The organism is Coprobacter secundus subsp. similis (genome assembly GCF_015097275.1).
In the GTDB taxonomy this organism is placed as follows: domain Bacteria; phylum Bacteroidota; class Bacteroidia; order Bacteroidales; family Coprobacteraceae; genus Coprobacter; species Coprobacter secundus.
The window spans coordinates 1596445-1614667 of record NZ_AP023322.1 but is presented as its reverse complement, the minus strand read 5'-3'; the positions used below and the strand labels follow the sequence as shown (position 1 = coordinate 1614667).

Sequence of the window (18223 nt, the reverse complement as noted above, 5' to 3'; positions counted from 1 at the left end):
AGAATGGTGGATTTAATGCTATATACAATCATCAGAGGGTTTGCTATAGGTGTATTGGTGTCTGCTCCAATGGGTCCTATTGGAGTCCTTTGTATACAGCGTACTTTAAATAAAGGTCGATGGTCAGGTTTTGTTACAGGCGTAGGTGCAGCAGTATCAGATCTTTGTTATGCATTGCTTACAGGTTTGGGAATGTCGATTGTAATTGATTTTATTGAAGCCAATCAAAATTTGTTACAAATTTTGGGGAGTTTTGTTTTGGTGGGATTTGGGGTCTTTCTTTATCGGCAAAATCCGGCAAAGAGTATCCGTAAAGCAAGTAATACTAAAAATACATTTACACAAGATTTTGTGACAGCCTTTTTTCTTACGTTGTCTAATCCTCTGATTTTGTTTTTGTTTATTGGACTTTTTGCCAGACTTAATTTTTTTACTCCAGATACTTTGCATGCCGATTATTTTGCAGGTTATGTTTCTATATTTTTAGGAGCAATAAGTTGGTGGTTTACTATAACATATCTTATAAATAAAGTCCGTACCCGTTTTAATTTGAGAAGTATATGGCTTATAAATAGAGGTATTGGCATAATAATTATTATTATGGCAATTGTGGGTTTTGTTATGGGAATTAATTCATATTTTAGTTTAAATTTATTTTGACCATGAAGAAGTCTATTTTTGTCCCTTTTTTACCTGAATTGGATAATCTTGATTTAGAGAAAGTATCTGATGTACTTGAAGAGAAAGCTGTGCGTCAAAGTATAGAGTGTGTAAATTGGCCGGAACAATTTTCGTATAAACCTATAACGGTGTTTAGTATAGCTCGAAGTCAAAAGTATTTGTATATTAATTACTTTGTGCGAGGTAATTGTTTATTGGCGATAAATGATAAGGACAATGGTCCGGTTTGGCAAGATAGTTGCGTTGAATTTTTTGTGCAGATACCAGGAGAGAAGGAATATTATAATTTTGAGTTTAATTGTATCGGTACAGCTCTTGCTGCTAAACGTGAAAGTCGGGAACTTTGCACGCATTTTACTTCTGACAAAATGGCACAAATAAAAAGATATGCATCGGCTGGAAATAAGCCTTTTCAAGAAATGCAAGGAATATTTGCGTGGGAATTGTTAGTTGCTATACCATTTTCATTACTTGGATTGGAGGGGGATAATCTGCCGAAGACGGTAAATGCCAATTTTTATAAGTGTGCTGATAATTCAAGTCTTCCACATTATTTGAGTTGGAGTCCTATACAAACAAAATGCCCAGATTTCCATCGTCCTGAATTTTTTGGAGAATTGCATTTTTGAATGATAGTTCATTTATGTATAGTCTGATTTATTGTCACTTAAAGAGAGAAGAATCGGAATAAAGGTTCTTCCTCTTTGAGATGTTATGGTTATTAAATCTTTTGGGAAGTGTTTCTGTTTCCTTTTTACTAAAAATCATATCTTAATTGAGATAAATGTTTATCTCACTTTTATGTATTTTTGAATTGTAATATATTGTCATTTTTTGTTTAGAAGGTATTATGAACTTACTATAGAGAGTTTTTCCTATTAATACCAATTTGTTTACCGATGTTAATTAAGTTAAAATATATTATTATATTTATATACAATCTATAATTTTATATACTTTTTTTACCTTTGTAATCGTCTATTTTAGATATATATTGTTTTTGTATCTGTTGAATTAATATATATGATTAAATAAAAGTATTAGGTTGTTTATTGGACTTATACTATTATTTGAGGGATATATGTTGTTATAGATACGCTTTTGAGATATTGAATTAAATTATTAGGATTATGAAAAAGTGCTTGTGGATGGCTTTTGCCATGTTTCTTTCTTTTTCTATAGTAAAGGGAGAGGATCTGGATACAGCTCAAAGTAAGGAAACGAAACACTCAGGTGTTAATAATGTGGTAACGAATAAGTTTAGAGACAATTGGTTCATTTCGTTGGGACTTGGAGGTGATGTGTACATGGGACAAAATGATAAGGCTATGTCTTTTGGTGATCGAATAGGATTTACGGGCCATATATCTGGAGGAAAATGGATTGTACCTTGGTTTGGTGCTCAGATTGCTATAGACGGATATCGTTTAAAAGGAGCCTCTTATTCTGGCAATGGAGCATATATTCAGGGGTGGACGGATAATAAGTATTTTTCTCAGAAATGGTATGCAGCCTCCCCACATGTGGATATGTTATTTAATTTATCTAACTTATTTGGTCGATATAATTCAAAACGTGTATATGAACCCGTGATATATACCGGTTTTGGATTTATTACGGATAAAAATTTTGATAATTTTAGTCAAGCGACACACTTTGGATTGATAAATAAGTTCAGGGTAGCAGATGCTTGGGATTTGAATTTGAATTTAAGGTTTGCATTGGTTAATAATGACTGTGACGGGCAAGGAGGAAGTCGGGGAGATCTTATTGGCGGATTGACTGTGGGTGCTTCTTATAAATTTAAAAAACGGACATTTACTTCTTTTGCTGAAGCTTCAGAAAATACTTTTAAGCAGCCGGTATCCACAGAAAATAATAATGATGATGCTAAGTTAAAAGCTTTGGAGAATCAATTGAGTGCATCTGAAAAAGAAGTAGAAAATTTGAGAGAAAATGTAAAAGATTTGGAAAATCAATTAGCTGAAGCAAATAAAAAGGTCAAAGATGCCGAAAAGAATGTAAGTGTCCCAGGACTGACACTATATTTTACAGCTGATAGTTATACAGTACAATCTCGTGATTTATATCTGTTGAAAAATCTTGCACGTCAGATGAAGGATAACCCTAATCAGAAATATGTAGTTTGTGGTTATGCTGATAGTAAAACAGGGGAAGCTTCTTATAATGAAGCATTACGGAATAAAAGAGCGCAAAGTGTAATTAATAAATTGGTGTCTTATGGTGTAGATAAAGATCAATTGATTAAAGAAACTAAAGATAGCAGTTTAAATCCATTCGGTGCGTATGTATTGGATCGTGCTGTTATGATTACAGAGAAATAGATTTATAGAATAAGTATAGAAAAAGGCGTATAGGCGTATTCTAATACGCCTTTTTTTATAATAAAAAAATATAGAAAAATATATGATTATTTGAAGAATTTGTGTTAATTTAGTTGCAAAAAAAGTGATAATTAATGGTAATATATAAAATTGGATTATAAGTATGAAAAGATTATTTGTATCTGTTTTTACATTATTTATTGTTTTCTCATTATTTGCAAAAAATGATGAGGAAAAGTATGACTCTGATTTTTATAAACCGAAAATATCTGATTATATGGGTCATAATTGGTTTATTACGCTCAATGGAGGAGGAAATGTCTATTTAGGACAAAATAATAAATCAATGGATTTTGCTGATCGTATAGGATGGACAGGCAATATTGCTTTTGGAAAGTGGGTTGTTCCTTGGTTGGGAGTTCGTTTGGAAATTGATGCATGGAAATTGAAGGGTGCTTCATCTTTGAAAAGTGGTAAGTATGTTATTGGAGAAAAAGCTGGTTATTATAAACAACAGTGGTATGCGGGATCTCCTCATGTAGATGCAATGTTTAATATGGGTAGTTTGTTTGGAGGATATTCCCCTAAACGAATATATGAACCTGTTATATATGCTGGTGTTGGGTTTATAACAGATAAGAATTTTGATAATATAAGCCAATCTACACATTTTGGATTAATTAATAAATTCTGCCTTTCTTATCATTGGGATCTTAATTTGAATGCACAGTTTGTTTGGATGAATAATGATTTTGATGGAAAAACAGGTAGTCGAGGAGATATAATAGGAGGTGTAACTTTAGGATTGACTTATAAATTTAAGAAGCAAGGATATGCTTCTTATGCAAATGAAACGAGTAATACTTTTAAACCGGTAGAAAAGGTAATTGTCGAAAAAACGGATAGTACAGAATTAATATCTCTACAGGAGCAATTAGATGCTTTAAATTCAGAAAATAGTAAATTAAGAAATAAGGTAAATACCTTGAATACACGCATTGAGACATTAAAGAAAATGAGCGATACCAAAGATTCGAAGGATTCATCTGTAAAATTTTATCCTTATAATGTTGTAGTAGGTAGTTTTGAAGATAAGGAGAAAGCCTTGACTTTACAGACTAATTTGGAGAAAGAAGGGTATAAACCTATAATTGCTCAAAATGAAAAGGGAATGTATCGGGTTATTATCGCGGGATATAATAGTGGACGTTTGGCATATGATATGTGTAAAGAACTTCGAAGTAAATATCCTAAACGTTTTGGAGATGTGTGGATTTTGATTAATAAATAAAAATGGAGTTTTTTGTTCATGATAAACATTCTTCTTTAGAGAGGAATCTGACACAGAAAAGCGAGTGGGAATATTTCTACTCGCTTTTCTGTTCTTGGTCAATTAGTATTGGTTATTTTATAAATTTTAAGATATTCAGTTTTGGATGTTATTATATTAGAATTATAATTCTAAATCATTTTGAAGTCTAATTTTTTCATTGAGTTATTGTTGCAGAATCTATATATCAAGTCTGTTGTTGTCAAGTTTGCTGCCATTATTAGGGTGAAGACATGATCCGGTAATATTAATTGCTACCTGATAAGAACATTATCTTTTTATAAAAGGGGGTATTAAGCTAACTGATGTAGTAATGTTTTTCGCCATGATAACATGCTTCGTCATTTAATGATATATTTATATTTTGATAATTAGAAATATAAACCAAATCCTACTTTGAATCCGTATTGATTGAGGCGATCAGCAAAACTATGTTTCCAGTAGATTGCAGGTTCTATAGATATATTAGAGGTTATAAAAATAGCATATCCTAAATCTGCCCCGAAGAAAAAGTAATTATTTTTTAATGTTTTATTCCCCTCATAATCTCGTAACCATTCACGTTCATAGCCAATTTCAGCACCTAAAAAAAGATGAGATAAAATATAATATTTCAATCCTCCACTAAGTTGAAGGCTGTTGTCTTTCCATTTTTCCTGTTTATTTATATCAAATCCTATGCCTACATTCACTAAAAGATCATCGTAAATAAAGGAGCCGCCTTTGAATCCTAATCCAAAATTAAAACGATTGGATTTACTTTTATCGTTATCTGTACCTCCCACTCCAAATGTGGTAATTTCGGGGTTGATCATCCATTTCCCTTTTTCTGTTTGGGCCATTATTTTCGGGATAAATAAAAAAATAATTATGGCCATACATAAAAAACGTTTCATAATCATTCTTTTTAGTAGGTAGATATATTATTTTTTTGAATCTGTATTATGTGTCTTTTTTTCTGATTTTTCTTTATAATAGTTGCGCATTTTTTCTTTTTTGCCTTGTACATACCGGAGTGCAAAAATAGCAACTAAAGTACCAGCAATGATTCCTGCGTATTCCCAGTAACGTCCTTCATCTATGTAATTGGGCCAACCGATATAAGCCATTATGCCCAAGTAAATAAGTAATATAATAGTGATGATATTTCTTTTTTTCATAATGTGAGTTATTTTAAGAAATAGATGTATTGTTTTGAGAAGCTCGAATTTGTCTAGTAAATTTACCTGAACGTAATCTTTTATATATTTCTATACATGCCCATGCATCTGTAGCCGCATACTTTTTTTGGGCATCAGTTAAGGTTTCTGCTTCCCAGTTTGACAAGCGTTGTGATTTCGAAATCTTTTTACCGAATATGATAGCATAGACTTTCTGTAAACTCATGTCTTGTATATTAAAGCGCTTTACGTACTTCTGTAATTCAATGAAGTTCTGTGGAACAAAATCTGATATTTTATGTAACATTGCAAAATCGTCGTGTATAGATAGACCTATTTTTGTAATATGCTCATTATTAAGTAGTTCTTTTATCGAATCGAGGAATCCAATTTGATTGATTCTGAAAAGAAAACAAGTATCTTCTGTTGCAATTTGTATAAGAGCTACTTGATGGGAATGCCCTTTCTTAAAAGATGGGCGAGTTTCGGTATCAAAGCCTAGTATGGGAAATTTTGATAAATACGATACCGCTTTCCGTGCTTCCTCTGGAGTTTGTACAACAATGATACGACCGGGAAACAGGACTTGTTCCATTTGTGAAATTGCTTCTTTGCTGATAGTTATAGGTGCTATATTTTTATTCATTCCATTTATTCCATTCATCCAGGTCCATTTCTTCACGCCAGATATTTTGCTGTTGAGTGAGAAAATCATGTTTATTTCCATTTTGATAATTTATGACATTATCATTTTCATCTTCGTTTTGGCTAAAGTGTAGATTATGAAGCGCCCTTAAAACATTTACTAGTTTTTGTCCCCAATATGAAATAAAGTTTTCCTTACAATAGACTAAAGCTTCTTGAGTAGCCTCTTCATTGCCAAGACTATAAATTGATATGAAATCTTTTATATCCTGATATATATCGGATATATCTTCTGATATGTTAGCAATGATAGGAGTCTCGCTATATTGCATGTCTGTTTGGAATACTTCGAGATAGGAATCATGCTCACCAAATATTCTACTGATACTGGAACGAATGTATTCATAAATACTTTCTGTTACAAAATGTTCTACCGATAAGTCAGTTCTACTTTCGCAATTAGGCAGTAATGTAGCTTTTAGATAAAGTAGTGGTAGTATTTTGATAGCAGTATCGGTGAATGCATTACGCGAAGTTTCGTTTGCTTGTTCTATAAAAGAACAAAATTCAACTCCAACTGTAACAAATTCAATGATGTTTTTATCATATATATTTTCATTCATATTTTAGAGGTATAGCTTATTTTTTATAATGTAATTATATACATTCGCAGGGATAAAATAGTTCATATTTTTTCCATGTTTCAGTCCATCACGAATAAAGGTCGAAGAAATTTCTATTATCGGAGCCTTTGAGAAAGTTATATTTTTTTTAGTCGTGTTGTTTTTTTCTATAGGATATCCTTGTCGAGGATAGATAATAAGATTGTATTCGTTAAGAATACGTTTGGCATCTTTCCACAGGTCAAATTTTAACCAGTTATCAGCGCCTATTATTAAATAAAAATTGTTTTCAGGATATTGAGCTCGCAAAGCATCCAACGTATGTATTGTATATGAAGGTCGAGGCATAGTTAATTCTATATCGCAGTGTTTGAAATAAGAATGTCCAATTATTGCTAATTCTGTCATTGCCACTCGATGTTCATCACAAAGGAGACTTGATTTATCTTTTATAGGGTTTTGAGGAGAAACGATAAACCAAACTTCATCTAAATCCTCGAATTGGCACATGTAATTAGCAATAATTAAATGTCCGGTGTGTATAGGATTAAATGAGCCGGAGAATAGTCCTATTTTTATCTTTCTCTCCATTCTTGTTTATGGTTTGTTTATAAAATCTCTAATCTTTTTTGTTGCTATTTCTTGGGCTGTTTCCAAATTATCATTTATAATGACAATATCGAATTGAGGTGCAAAAGATAATTCATATTCAGCTTTTGCTAACCGACATTCGATAACTTCAAGAGCATCGGTACCTCGGCTAATCAGGCGTTTTCGTAAAGTTTCGATACTCGGTGGTTGAATAAAGATTGAAAGGGCCCGTTTACCATAAAATTTTTTTATATTTATGCCTCCTTTTACGTCAACGTCGAAAATAACATTTTGACCACTATCGGTTAGACGTTCGATTTCGGATTTTAATGTTCCGTAAAATTTGTCTGTGTATACTTCTTCGTATTCCAGAAATTCATTATTGGCAATTTTCTGTTTAAAATCTTCAGGGGAAAGGAAATAGTATTCAATACCATTCTTTTCATTACCTCGGGGTTGTCTTGAGGTTGCTGAGATAGAAAATGCCAAGTTTAAATTTTGTTGTAACAGGTAATTGATAATAGTTGATTTTCCAGAGCCAGATGGGGCTGAGAAAATAATGAGTTTACCTTGCATATTAAATAAGCATTAAAATGAATGTTTAAAAAGATATCAAGTTTACATTACATTTAGAACTTGTTCTTTGATTTGTTCCAATTCATCTTTCATGCGTACAACGATTTTCTGTAATTCTGCGTGATTCGATTTGGAACCTAAAGTATTGATTTCTCTTCCTATTTCTTGACTGATAAATCCTAATTTTTTTCCTTGCCCTTTACCATTTTCCATTGTTTCGATAAAATATTTTAAATGATTATCAAGGCGGTGTTTTTCTTCATTGACATCTAATTTTTCGATGTAGAAAATCATTTCTTGTTCAAATCTATTTTTATCGTAATCGAAGTTCTCGATTTTGCTTAATGCATCATTTATCCGTGACTTAATTTTATCGATACGTTCGAGCTCAAAGACATTTGTTTCTTGTAATAGAGTTGCGATGTTGGTTATTTTTTCATTGAAAAGACGTTGAAGCATTTCCCCTTCTTGTATTCTGAATTCTTGTAATTGGTCAAGTGCTCTGTTTACCGTTTGCATAAGAGCTTCGGTTTCTTCTTCTTCCAATTCTGTAATCTCTGTTTTTATAGCGTCTGGTAGTCGGAGTAATACTTGGAACCAGTCAGAGGGTAGGGGAATACCTATATTTTTTGAAACGTCTTTGATTTGATTATAATAGTTTTCTATAATTGGCTGATTGATTTGGGTGCTTGTTTCTCTGCCAAGACTTTCTACATAAATATTGAAATCTATTTTTCCTCGTTCCAGCCGGCGTCCTACTTCGGCTCGAATATCCATTTCTTTTTCCCTGTAAATAGCAGGTATACGAGTAGACAAATCGAGTTGTTTACTATTTAAAGATTTTATTTCAACGGTTATTTTTCTGTTGGGTAGTTCGGTAACAGCTTTACCGAATCCAGTCATAGATTGTATCATTGTTTTGAATGTTTTTGCAAATTTAATTTTAATTCTGTATCCGAAAACAATAAAGTCGGAAAAAAAGACTAATTTTGCCAAACTTATATAACATAATTAAGAATTTAGGAGATGCCTTGCATATTAAATATAGAGACTTCTACTACTGTTTGTTCAGTGGCACTTACGTGCGAAGGGCAGATAGTTTTTCGCCGTGAGAATTTTGAAGGCCCGTCTCATGCTGCGAGTTTAGGAAAGTATGTCCACGAGGCTTTAAATGTGGCGCAAAAGTATGACCTTAAACCCGAAGCTGTGGCTGTAAGTTGCGGCCCAGGTTCGTATACGGGGTTGCGTATAGGAGTTTCTGAAGCAAAAGGTTTATGTTTTGGCTTTGACATACCTTTGATTGCAGTGCCAACATTAGAGATAATGGTATGTGCAGTAATGTTTCAGGGAATGCATGCCGAAGATGCACTTTTTTGTCCCATGATTGATGCTCGACGTATGGAAGTGTATTCTGCAATCTATAATATGACATTACAACCGAAAAAAGCTGTTTCTGCTGATATTATAGATAAAAATTCATATCGAGATATATTAGATAAACATAAAGTTTATTTTTTTGGTAATGGTTCGGAAAAGTGTAAAGATATATTTTCTTCTCATCCGAATGCATTGTTTATTGAAAATATACATCCGTTGGCAGCAGATATGTTAGCTTTATCCGAAAGGGCTTTTCGAAATCGGGAATTTCAGGATGTAGCCTATTTTGAGCCTTTTTATTTAAAGGAATTTGTTGCAACTAAACCCAAACATAAAGTTCTTTAATTTTTAAACTTCAAAACAGATGCTTGATTATAATACACAGCTTAAAAAATTGATTATGCCGGAGTATGGCCGTAATGTACAGCAGATGGTCGATCATTGTGTTGCGTTAAAAGACCGGGAAGAGCGTACTCGATGTGCCAACACAATTATAAATATTATGGGAAATCTTTTCCCACATTTAAGGGATGTCGATGATTTTAAGCATAAACTGTGGGACCATTTGGCAATTATGTCTGATTTTAAGCTTGATATTGATTATCCGTATGAGATTATCAAGAAGGAGAATTTATATACGCGTCCTGATACTGTACCTTATGCTCTTACGCCTATTCGTTATCGTCATTATGGAAAGGCTATAGAGGGAATGATTGAGAAGGCTGTTGAGATGCCTGATGGTCCAGAAAGAGATCAATTGATTTCTCTTTTAGCGAATCATATGAAAAAGTCATTTCTTACTTGGAATAAGGAAGGTGTTGAGGATGACAAAATATTAAAAGATTTACGAGAGTATTCTCATGGGAAAATAAATCTTGATCCTGAAACTTATAAATTGAAAGATGCGAAAGAGTTCCTTCAAAAAAATAATACGAATAAGAAAAATAATAATGTAAGAAAAGCGGGACGATAACCGCTTTTTTTGTATCTTTCCGGAGATAAATCTAATTGTAAAAGGTTATGGCATCGTTTGTAATAGAAGGCGGTCATCGTTTGAAAGGTGATCTTGTTCCCCAAGGGGCTAAAAATGAGGCACTACAAATAATTTGTGCGACTTTGCTCACTCCTGAGGTAGTAAAGATTTATAACATACCCGATATTCTCGATGTGAATAATTTGATACAGCTATTACGTGATATGGGTGTAGAAGTACAACATATTGGCGTGAATTCATATAGCTTTAAAGCTGAAAATATAAATTTGGATTATTTGCATACCGAAGATTTCCTGAGAAGAAGTGGTTCTCTTCGGGGGTCTGTAATGATTGTGGGACCGTTAGTTGCCCGTTTCGGAATGGCTGTTATACCCAAACCAGGTGGAGATAAAATTGGCCGTCGACGTTTGGATACGCATTTTTTAGGAATACAAAAGTTGGGTGCGGATTTTTGTTATTCTCCAGATAAACAATTATATGAGATTACGGCAAAGGAATTGAGGGGAGCTTATATGTTACTGGATGAAGCTTCTGTTACAGGTACGGCTAATATACTTATGGCTGCCGTAATGGCTAAAGGTATAACGACTATATATAATGCTGCTTGTGAGCCTTATCTGCAGCAACTATCAAGAATGTTAAATAATATGGGAGCTCGGATTTCGGGGATAGGCTCGAATTTACTGACTATTGAGGGCGTTGATTATTTGACGGGTTGTGAACATACTGTGCTTCCTGACATGATAGAAGTGGGCTCTTTTATTGGTATGGCAGCGATGACAGGGTCGGATATTAATTTAAAGAATGTTTCATATAATGATTTGGGTATTATTCCTGATAGTTTCCGGCGTTTAGGTATTATTGTCGAACAAAATGGGGATGATATACATATTCCTTGTCATGATACATATGAGATAGAAACGTTTATTGATGGATCTATTATGACTTTTTCTGATGCTCCTTGGCCGGGTCTTACACCTGATTTGCTTAGCGTTTTTTTAGTAGTGGCTACTCAGGCTAAAGGGAGTGTGCTTATACATCAGAAAATGTTTGAGAGTCGATTGTTTTTTGTCGATAAACTGATTGATATGGGAGCTCAAATTATTTTGTGTGACCCTCATCGTGCAGCTGTAATAGGACAGGGACATGCACATACTTTAAGAGCATCTACTATGGTATCACCGGATATACGGGCGGGGATTGCTCTGCTTATTGCTGCAATGTCGGCTGATGGTACAAGTACGATACATAATATTGACCAGATTGACAGGGGTTATCAGGATATAGATAAGCGTTTGAATAGAATAGGGGCTCGCATTACACGTATATAAATGATAGATAGAGAAGAACTTATAAAAATCGGTTTTTTTAATAAACCGCATGGGATACATGGAGAATTGTCATTCACTTTTACAGACGATATATTTGATCGAGAAGATTGTCCCTATATCGTTTGTGAAATAGAGGGTATTTTTGTCCCTTTTTTTATTGAAGAATATCGTTTTAAGAGTGATACTACGGTGTTGATGAAATTGGAAGGTGTTGATAATGATGAAGATGCTCGGTTATTTACTAATCTATCTGTATTTTTTCCGAAGTCTTATTTAAAAGATAACAAAGATGAATTTCAGGCTCCCGGAGATTATTTTATAGGTTTTACTATTGTAGAAGAATTAGAGGGAGAATTAGGCAAAATAATAGGAGTAGATGATTCTACGGTCAATGTTTTGTTTGAAGTTGATTATTCAGGGCAAGAGTTATTAGTCCCGGCTAATGATGATTTTATTTTATCTATTGACGAAGAAAATAGGTTTATACATATGCGTTTGCCACAAGGGTTATTGTCTTTATAAAGAGTATTTTTGGATTTAAAATGTTTTTGAGTATTTTATTTATGAGAAGTAGCTGGAGTAGATTTTTATTTAAAAATTGACATAAGTTTGTAGTAGTCAGCCTTCTAAAGATATGTATTAAAATCTTTAAATATTTTTAATCATCAAAGTTCTCTAAATTATTATTTGTATAACGTTCAGTTTATTTTCTGTATACAATATAAATATTTTCTAAGATATTACCATTATAGTCTCAGCCGATTTCAATAAGTAGTCCAATGAAAATTTTTCAATGTGCAAAATAGAAAGAATTATATTTTATCATTGAATGAACCAGCAGCAAAAAATAGATTCTTATTTTTTTATTAGTTATAATTTTTTTTGTGTTTTGTATATTTTTAGGCGACAGTAGATTATTGTTGGTTAAAATCGTCATGTAAATTATTTATTTAAAAGTATTTATTTGAATAAATGAAATATAAACAAAAGCTCTATCCTATATGTTTTATGAAGTAAAAACATATTTGGTATGGATTTGGTATCAATTCTTTTATTATTAGTAGGAGGTATACTTTGTGGTGTAATAAATGTTGTAGGAGGGGGAGGCTCTTTATTTGCTTTACCTATTTTATTGGCTTTGGGATTGCCTGCTCAGGTCGCTAATGGAACGAATCGTGTGGCTATCTTATTTCAGGATATAAGTTCGTTAGTGTTTTTTAAAAAGAAGAGACAACTGGATATACAAGAAGGATGGAGATTGGCGATACCTACTATATTGGGAGCTGTCTTGGGGACATGGGTAGCTTCGGTATATCTGACTGAGATGATAATGAATATTTCAATCTTGGTATTGATTGTGTTTATGATTACGGTTCTTTTTTTTCAACCGGATAAATGGACAAAGAAAAAAAATGAAAGCTTGAATTATAAACTTAATTTTATTGATATACTTGTTTTTTTTATTATTGGATTTTATGGGGGATTTATTCAAGCTGGATTTACTTATCTTATTTTGGCTGTGTTGGTCTTGAAAGTAGGTAATAGTATGGTCAAAAGTGATGCTTTGAAATTATTTCTTAATTTTTTGATTTTACCGATTGCATTGTTGATTTTCGCTTGGCATCAGCAAATAGATTGGTTATATGGTTTGGTTATGGGAACCGGTAGTGCGTTAGGAGGGTATTGGGGAGTTCGATTTGTTACATCTTGGAGTCCTAAACTGATACGGAGTATATTATTGATATTACTTATTTTGTCAGCATTATACATTATTTTTATAAGAATGTGATTTTATGGAGAAGGGTAAAGTTACATTACAGCAAACAGCATTGAAAAAAATATGGGTATTTGACGTTATGCTGATAATGTATTTTATTGTGGGGGTCTTTACTGTGATTAATCAGCAATTTCAGATACCTTTACGATCGTCTATGTTGCCTAAAGAAGGAAATATAACAAATGCTTTGGTAACATTATTGAATTTTTCGTGGTTTTTGGCTTATCCTTTTTCTGAGAAATTTGCTACTCGTTGGCTGGAATTATATGGTTATCGAAGAACTATGCTTTTAGCTTTGATTATATTAATATCAGGTTTGGAAATATATGAGTTGGCTGTATTACAGCATCTTTATATTCCTGTAAAATTAATTATAATAGAGACTGAAATACCATTAGGTTTTTTTACTTTTTTAATAGGTTCTTTTGTTATTGGAATTTCGGCTGCAGTATTACAGGTAGTTCTTAATTTATATTTGTCCGTTTCTTCTGTAGGAAATACTACAGCATTACAAAGACAGATGATTGGAGGTTCGGTAAATTCTATCGGTATGGCTATTGCCCCTTTGATGGTTAGTCATTTTATTTTTTATAATGTTTCCCTTTCTGATGTTAATTCCTCACAATTTCTATTCCCTGTTTTTATTATAATATTAATTATGATTTTAGTAACTGTATTAGTAAGCCGTATAAAGTTTCCGGATTTACCGGAAAATACTAATACTCAAACTATTCCTTTGCAAAAATCAATATGGAGTTTTCGTCGAGTACGACTTGGTCTTTGGGCATTGGGTATATATGTAGGCATTGAAGTTGCTGTTGGAGCAAATATAAATATGTATGCTGTAAGCTTGGGGCATTCTTTTGCTTTGAAAGCGACACATATGGCTGCTCTTTATTGGGGCTTTTTATTGATAGGACGTTTGATAGGCTCATTTCTTAAGAATGTATCTTCTCAGAGGCAACTATTAACTGGTGCAGTAGGAGCTATCTTTTTTTTATTATTGACTATTATATTTAATAATCCTTGGATATTGACTTTAATAGGGTTGTTTCATTCTATTATGTGGCCAGCTATATTTACGTTAGCTACAGACAAACTTGGGCCATATACGGCCAAAGCATCTGGAATATTGATGATTGGAGTTATTGGAGGCGGAATAATACCTTTGTTACAAGGCATCAGCGCAGATATTTTGTCGGGGATTTGGCGTTGGACCTGGGGATTGATTGTATTGGGAGAAGTTTATGTCCTTTTTTATGCTTTATCAGGATATAAAATAAAATAGGAATTACCTGAAGATTAAATATATAAACTTTTTATGAATACTATCTGTTATTTATTTCAGAACATTTGATGTATAACTAAAAAATATTATATGGCAGGAAAAATAGCAGAGTTATTGGTTTCAATGTTAGCCGATGCAGGAGTAAAACGTATTTATGCTGTGACAGGTGATAGTTTGAACGAAGTAAATGACGCAGTTCGAAAAAATGGTAAAATACAGTGGATACATGTACGACATGAAGAAACCGGTGCGTTTGCTGCTGGGGCTGAGGCTCAGTTGACAGGAGAATTGGCTTGTTGTGCGGGTAGTAGTGGACCGGGGCACGTACATCTAATTAATGGCTTATATGATGCTCATCGTTCAGGTGCACCTGTATTGGCCATTGCATCGACTGTTGCTACTTATGAGATGGGAACTCGTTATTTTCAAGAAACTAATACCATAAAATTGTTTGATGATTGTAGTTATTATAATCAAATGGCTACTACACCAAAACAGTTTCCTCGAATGCTACAAGCGGCTATGCAAACAGCGGTGACCTTAAGGGGTGTTTCTGTTGTTGGACTACCTGGAGATTTAGCTGCGACAGAGTGCCAACCTGTGGATAGTTCTCTTATTACATACGATATGTCGTCAGATATTGTTCTTGAGCAATCTTGGGTAGAACGGTTGTCTAAGTGGTTGAATAAGGCAAACAAGATTACGATATATTGTGGTATAGGAGCGAAGGATGCTCATCAAGAAGTAGTAGAATTATCTCAAAGACTGAATGCTCCGGTAGCGTATTCATTTAAGGGTAAAATGGAGATACAATATGATAATCCGAATGAAGTGGGGATGACAGGACTATTGGGCATGCCTTCAGGCTATAATAGTATGCATGAAGCTCAAATATTGTTATTATTGGGAACAGATTTTCCTTATACACCTTTTATGCCTGAGGATAATATAATTGTTCAGGTAGATATAAAGGCTAATCGGATAGGACGTCGGGCTAAAGTTGATATGGGAATCTGTGGTGATGTAAAAAATATTTTGCAGACGTTGTTGCCTCATATTAAGCAAAAGACAGATGGTTCTTTTTTGAAAGAGCAGTTGGAGGGTTATAGAAAAGTAAAACAGCATCTTCTGTCTTATGTAAGGGATAGGGGAGATAATAATAAGATACATCCAGAGTATGTCATGTCCGAGATTAATTCTGTCGCTGCAGAAGATGCCATATTTACGGTCGATACGGGAATGACTTGTGTTTGGGGGGCCCGTTATTTGCAAGCGACAGGCAAACGTAAAATGTTAGGTTCTTTCAATCATGGCTCTATGGCTAATGCTATGCCTCAGGCTATTGGCGCAGCTTTGGCATATCCAGAACGTCAGATTATAGCACTTTGTGGTGATGGAGGATTATCTATGTTATTAGGTGATATGGCAACTATTGTACAATATAAATTACCTATTAAGATTATCGTATTTAATAATCGGGCATTAGGAATGGTAAAATTAGAGATGGAAGTGGCCGGGTTGCCTGATTGGCAGACTAATATGTATAATCCTGATTTTGAAATCATAGCAAAAGCTATGGGAATGAAGGGATATACAGTTTCTAACCCTGAAGATGTGTCTCCAGTCCTTATAAAAGCTATAAAAAGTGAAGGTCCGGTCTTGATAAATGTAATGACTGATCCTAATGCTTTGGCAATGCCTCCTAAAATTGAGCTTGGACAGATGACCGGTTTTGCTCAATCTATGTTTAAGTTGATAATGAATGGGAAGACTAAAGAAGTACTTGATACAATACAGTCGAATTACAAACATATAAATGAGATTTTTTAAATGTAAGTTTAAGATGGAGGCGGTGTAGAATGAAAATAGATTTCCACTCTAATTTGTTAACTGACATTTTTATTATAGTTGTGACAAAATATCTTTTTCATTATATGGATTTTTTATATGAGTATGAGACATATATAATATTAACTTAAATATGATTATAATAAATAAGTTTCCTTAAAGATTGGTATATGTTTTGTTGTATATTTCATGATTAAGAAAAAGAATAATAGAAGAAGGATAAAGAAAAAACTTCTTATTTGTTTAATAATTATGAATCAAGATAAAAATAAATAATTTATGGCATATATCGATTATTACAAAATTTTGGGAATTGATAAAAGTGCTACTCAGGAAGAGATAAAAAAGGCTTATAAAAAGCTGGCACGAAAATATCATCCTGATTTGAATCCCAATGATTCTTCTGCACATAAAAAATTTCAGGAGATTAATGAAGCGAATGAAGTGTTAAGCGATCCCGAAAAAAGAAAAAAGTACGACCAGTATGGAGAGAACTGGAAACATGCAGATGAATTTGAAGCACAGAGGCAGAGGTATAATCAGCAAAGTGGAGGTTTTGGAGGAGGTGAGGGATTTTGGTCTTCATCTCAAGGATTTGGAAGTGGAGATACAGGAGAATTCTCTGATTTCTTTGAACAAATGTTTGGAGGAGGGGCGAGAAGTCGGCATCAATCTGCAAGATTTCGAGGGCAGGATTATACTGCTGAGCTGCATTTATCATTGAGAGATGCTTCTAAAACTCATAAGCAGATATTGACGGTAAATGGTAAGAATATTCGTATAACTGTGCCTGCGGGAGTTGCAAATGATCAAACTATAAAACTTCCGGGACAAGGAGGTCCTGGTATGAATGGAGGTCCTGCGGGAGATTTATATATAACTTTTGTGATAGAAGAGGATCCAGTATTTAGACGATTGGGCGATGATTTATATATCACTTCAAACATTGATTTATATACGGCTGTGTTGGGTGGAGATCAATTAGTAGATACAATGGAAAGTCGAGTGAAATTAAAAATAAAACCTGGTACTCAACCTGGTACGAAAGTTCGTTTGAAAGGGAAAGGGTTTCCTGTATATAAGAAAGAAGGTCAGTTTGGGGACTTGATTGTTACGTATAGTGTTTCTATTCCGACAAATTTGTCGGAAAAACAGAAACAATTATTTGAAGAATTGAAGAAATCGTGAATTAAAAGGATGTAATTATGCAGACAGATTTAATTGTAATTAGTGAGTATTGTCAGAATTGTCATGTTGACCCTTCATTTATCAAAATGCTTGAATCAGAGGGGCTGATTAGTTTACAGACAATTGAAGATGAAAAATATATTGTTGCATCCGAATTACGCGAACTTGAACAATATACGCGTATGTATTATGATTTGTCAATAAATATCGAAGGGATAGATACGATACATCATTTGCTGGATCGTATAAAAGATATGCAACGGGAAATATCCGATTTGAAGTCTAGATTGCAACTGTTTGAAACAGAATATTTTTCTCCTTTTGATGAGTAGGATAAGTTATAGCTTTAGGACAGCTGTTGTACATCGAGTGAGTGTAGTACTATGAATAAAGTGTCTGAATATTTTGTGTGAAAAACATGTGTGAAAGTGCGGAGCTTAGCCCTATTTATATTAAATTTGCGCTGAAT

Annotated in this window: 20 protein-coding genes; 13 read left to right on the top strand and 7 right to left on the bottom strand. The window is 33.4% G+C overall.

From position 1 onward, the window contains the following. The first annotated feature begins 3 nt into the window (after window positions 1-3). From Cop2CBH44_RS06465 to Cop2CBH44_RS06450, 4 genes are all read left to right on the top strand, one after another. Window positions 4-660 carry a LysE family translocator gene (locus Cop2CBH44_RS06465; RefSeq protein WP_021931432.1) on the top strand — a complete coding sequence of 219 codons (657 nt, stop codon included), beginning with the start codon at window positions 4-6 and terminating at the stop codon, window positions 658-660. A gap of 2 nt (window positions 661-662) precedes the next feature. After that, window positions 663-1310, top strand: coding sequence for a carbohydrate-binding family 9-like protein (locus Cop2CBH44_RS06460; protein WP_021931433.1), 648 nt, complete (start codon window positions 663-665; stop codon window positions 1308-1310). A 501-nt stretch (window positions 1311-1811) separates the two neighbouring features. Further along, window positions 1812-3026 (top strand): OmpA family protein, encoded by a 1215-nt coding sequence (locus tag Cop2CBH44_RS06455; RefSeq protein ID WP_200755745.1) that lies wholly within the window; start codon window positions 1812-1814, stop codon window positions 3024-3026. A 163-nt stretch (window positions 3027-3189) separates the two neighbouring features. Beyond that, complete coding sequence (locus Cop2CBH44_RS06450; protein ID WP_200755744.1) at window positions 3190-4317, top strand: SPOR domain-containing protein; 1128 nt, start codon at window positions 3190-3192, stop codon at window positions 4315-4317. A gap of 410 nt (window positions 4318-4727) precedes the next feature. Here Cop2CBH44_RS06450 and Cop2CBH44_RS06445 read toward each other — a convergent pair whose 3' ends face one another. Genes Cop2CBH44_RS06445 through Cop2CBH44_RS06415 form a run of 7 tightly spaced genes read right to left on the bottom strand, consistent with a single transcriptional unit; the run spans window position 4728 to window position 8866 of the window. Next, window positions 4728-5252: a hypothetical protein gene (locus Cop2CBH44_RS06445; RefSeq protein WP_200755743.1), complete on the bottom strand. Its 525-nt coding sequence runs from the start codon at window positions 5250-5252 to the stop codon at window positions 4728-4730. 27 nt (window positions 5253-5279) lie between these two features. After that, window positions 5280-5516, bottom strand: a complete 237-nt coding sequence (locus tag Cop2CBH44_RS06440; RefSeq protein WP_021931437.1) for a hypothetical protein — start codon at window positions 5514-5516, stop codon at window positions 5280-5282. A gap of 13 nt (window positions 5517-5529) precedes the next feature. Beyond that, on the bottom strand, window positions 5530-6180 hold the full coding sequence (locus Cop2CBH44_RS06435) for a 3'-5' exonuclease (protein WP_246469185.1): 651 nt from the start codon (window positions 6178-6180) through the stop codon (window positions 5530-5532). Further along, on the bottom strand, window positions 6155-6784 hold the full coding sequence (locus Cop2CBH44_RS06430) for a DUF5063 domain-containing protein (RefSeq protein ID WP_021931439.1): 630 nt from the start codon (window positions 6782-6784) through the stop codon (window positions 6155-6157). Before Cop2CBH44_RS06430 ends, Cop2CBH44_RS06435 begins: the two co-directional genes overlap by 26 nt. A gap of 3 nt (window positions 6785-6787) precedes the next feature. After that, window positions 6788-7375: a nicotinate (nicotinamide) nucleotide adenylyltransferase gene (gene nadD, locus Cop2CBH44_RS06425; protein WP_021931440.1), complete on the bottom strand. Its 588-nt coding sequence runs from the start codon at window positions 7373-7375 to the stop codon at window positions 6788-6790. Window positions 7376-7381: 6 nt separating this feature from the next. Beyond that, window positions 7382-7951 carry a guanylate kinase gene (gene gmk, locus Cop2CBH44_RS06420; protein WP_021931441.1) on the bottom strand — a complete coding sequence of 190 codons (570 nt, stop codon included), beginning with the start codon at window positions 7949-7951 and terminating at the stop codon, window positions 7382-7384. A 42-nt stretch (window positions 7952-7993) separates the two neighbouring features. Further along, entirely contained in the window at window positions 7994-8866 is an 873-nt protein-coding gene (locus tag Cop2CBH44_RS06415) for a YicC/YloC family endoribonuclease (RefSeq protein ID WP_044229412.1), read from the bottom strand. Between the two features lie 111 nt (window positions 8867-8977). Here Cop2CBH44_RS06415 and tsaB point away from each other — a divergent pair, with 111 nt between their 5' ends. From tsaB to Cop2CBH44_RS06370, 9 genes are all read left to right on the top strand, one after another. Beyond that, window positions 8978-9673 (top strand): tRNA (adenosine(37)-N6)-threonylcarbamoyltransferase complex dimerization subunit type 1 TsaB, encoded by a 696-nt coding sequence (gene tsaB / locus Cop2CBH44_RS06410; protein WP_021931443.1) that lies wholly within the window; start codon window positions 8978-8980, stop codon window positions 9671-9673. Window positions 9674-9692: 19 nt separating this feature from the next. After that, window positions 9693-10301: a DUF4290 domain-containing protein gene (locus Cop2CBH44_RS06405; protein WP_021931444.1), complete on the top strand. Its 609-nt coding sequence runs from the start codon at window positions 9693-9695 to the stop codon at window positions 10299-10301. Window positions 10302-10348: 47 nt separating this feature from the next. Continuing rightward, window positions 10349-11653, top strand: a complete 1305-nt coding sequence (gene murA / locus Cop2CBH44_RS06400; protein WP_044229424.1) for a UDP-N-acetylglucosamine 1-carboxyvinyltransferase — start codon at window positions 10349-10351, stop codon at window positions 11651-11653. After that, on the top strand, window positions 11654-12175 hold the full coding sequence (gene rimM, locus Cop2CBH44_RS06395) for a ribosome maturation factor RimM (RefSeq protein ID WP_200755742.1): 522 nt from the start codon (window positions 11654-11656) through the stop codon (window positions 12173-12175). Window positions 12176-12683: 508 nt separating this feature from the next. After that, window positions 12684-13442, top strand: coding sequence for a sulfite exporter TauE/SafE family protein (locus tag Cop2CBH44_RS06390; RefSeq protein ID WP_200755741.1), 759 nt, complete (start codon window positions 12684-12686; stop codon window positions 13440-13442). Between the two features lie 4 nt (window positions 13443-13446). Continuing rightward, the gene (locus tag Cop2CBH44_RS06385; RefSeq protein WP_021931449.1) at window positions 13447-14718 is read left to right on the top strand and encodes an MFS transporter; all 1272 of its coding nucleotides are present in this window, start codon (window positions 13447-13449) and stop codon (window positions 14716-14718) included. 90 nt (window positions 14719-14808) lie between these two features. Continuing rightward, window positions 14809-16548: a thiamine pyrophosphate-dependent enzyme gene (locus tag Cop2CBH44_RS06380; RefSeq protein ID WP_200755740.1), complete on the top strand. Its 1740-nt coding sequence runs from the start codon at window positions 14809-14811 to the stop codon at window positions 16546-16548. Between the two features lie 297 nt (window positions 16549-16845). Next, window positions 16846-17754: a DnaJ C-terminal domain-containing protein gene (locus tag Cop2CBH44_RS06375; RefSeq protein WP_044229432.1), complete on the top strand. Its 909-nt coding sequence runs from the start codon at window positions 16846-16848 to the stop codon at window positions 17752-17754. A gap of 17 nt (window positions 17755-17771) precedes the next feature. Then, complete coding sequence (locus Cop2CBH44_RS06370; RefSeq protein WP_021931452.1) at window positions 17772-18086, top strand: chaperone modulator CbpM; 315 nt, start codon at window positions 17772-17774, stop codon at window positions 18084-18086. Window positions 18087-18223 lie beyond the last annotated feature (137 nt).

Excerpts from the sequence above, each read along its gene's own strand:
- murA (WP_044229424.1), top strand. The coding sequence starts at position 10,349 with ATGGCATCGTTTGTAATAGAAGGCGGTCATCGTTTGAAAGGTGATCTT.
- Cop2CBH44_RS06375 (WP_044229432.1), top strand. The coding sequence starts at position 16,846 with ATGGCATATATCGATTATTACAAAATTTTGGGAATTGATAAAAGTGCT.
- Cop2CBH44_RS06460 (WP_021931433.1), top strand. The coding sequence starts at position 663 with ATGAAGAAGTCTATTTTTGTCCCTTTTTTACCTGAATTGGATAATCTT.
- Cop2CBH44_RS06435 (WP_246469185.1), bottom strand. The coding sequence starts at position 6,180 with ATGAATGGAATAAATGGAATGAATAAAAATATAGCACCTATAACTATC.
- gmk (WP_021931441.1), bottom strand. The coding sequence starts at position 7,951 with ATGCAAGGTAAACTCATTATTTTCTCAGCCCCATCTGGCTCTGGAAAA.
- tsaB (WP_021931443.1), top strand. The coding sequence starts at position 8,978 with ATGCCTTGCATATTAAATATAGAGACTTCTACTACTGTTTGTTCAGTG.
- Cop2CBH44_RS06440 (WP_021931437.1), bottom strand. The coding sequence starts at position 5,516 with ATGAAAAAAAGAAATATCATCACTATTATATTACTTATTTACTTGGGC.
- Cop2CBH44_RS06445 (WP_200755743.1), bottom strand. The coding sequence starts at position 5,252 with ATGAAACGTTTTTTATGTATGGCCATAATTATTTTTTTATTTATCCCG.
- nadD (WP_021931440.1), bottom strand. The coding sequence starts at position 7,375 with ATGGAGAGAAAGATAAAAATAGGACTATTCTCCGGCTCATTTAATCCT.
- Cop2CBH44_RS06430 (WP_021931439.1), bottom strand. The coding sequence starts at position 6,784 with ATGAATGAAAATATATATGATAAAAACATCATTGAATTTGTTACAGTT.
- Cop2CBH44_RS06450 (WP_200755744.1), top strand. The coding sequence starts at position 3,190 with ATGAAAAGATTATTTGTATCTGTTTTTACATTATTTATTGTTTTCTCA.
- Cop2CBH44_RS06390 (WP_200755741.1), top strand. The coding sequence starts at position 12,684 with ATGGATTTGGTATCAATTCTTTTATTATTAGTAGGAGGTATACTTTGT.
- Cop2CBH44_RS06385 (WP_021931449.1), top strand. The coding sequence starts at position 13,447 with ATGGAGAAGGGTAAAGTTACATTACAGCAAACAGCATTGAAAAAAATA.
- Cop2CBH44_RS06405 (WP_021931444.1), top strand. The coding sequence starts at position 9,693 with ATGCTTGATTATAATACACAGCTTAAAAAATTGATTATGCCGGAGTAT.
- Cop2CBH44_RS06455 (WP_200755745.1), top strand. The coding sequence starts at position 1,812 with ATGAAAAAGTGCTTGTGGATGGCTTTTGCCATGTTTCTTTCTTTTTCT.
- Cop2CBH44_RS06465 (WP_021931432.1), top strand. The coding sequence starts at position 4 with ATGGTGGATTTAATGCTATATACAATCATCAGAGGGTTTGCTATAGGT.
- Cop2CBH44_RS06370 (WP_021931452.1), top strand. The coding sequence starts at position 17,772 with ATGCAGACAGATTTAATTGTAATTAGTGAGTATTGTCAGAATTGTCAT.
- rimM (WP_200755742.1), top strand. The coding sequence starts at position 11,654 with ATGATAGATAGAGAAGAACTTATAAAAATCGGTTTTTTTAATAAACCG.
- Cop2CBH44_RS06380 (WP_200755740.1), top strand. The coding sequence starts at position 14,809 with ATGGCAGGAAAAATAGCAGAGTTATTGGTTTCAATGTTAGCCGATGCA.
- Cop2CBH44_RS06415 (WP_044229412.1), bottom strand. The coding sequence starts at position 8,866 with ATGATACAATCTATGACTGGATTCGGTAAAGCTGTTACCGAACTACCC.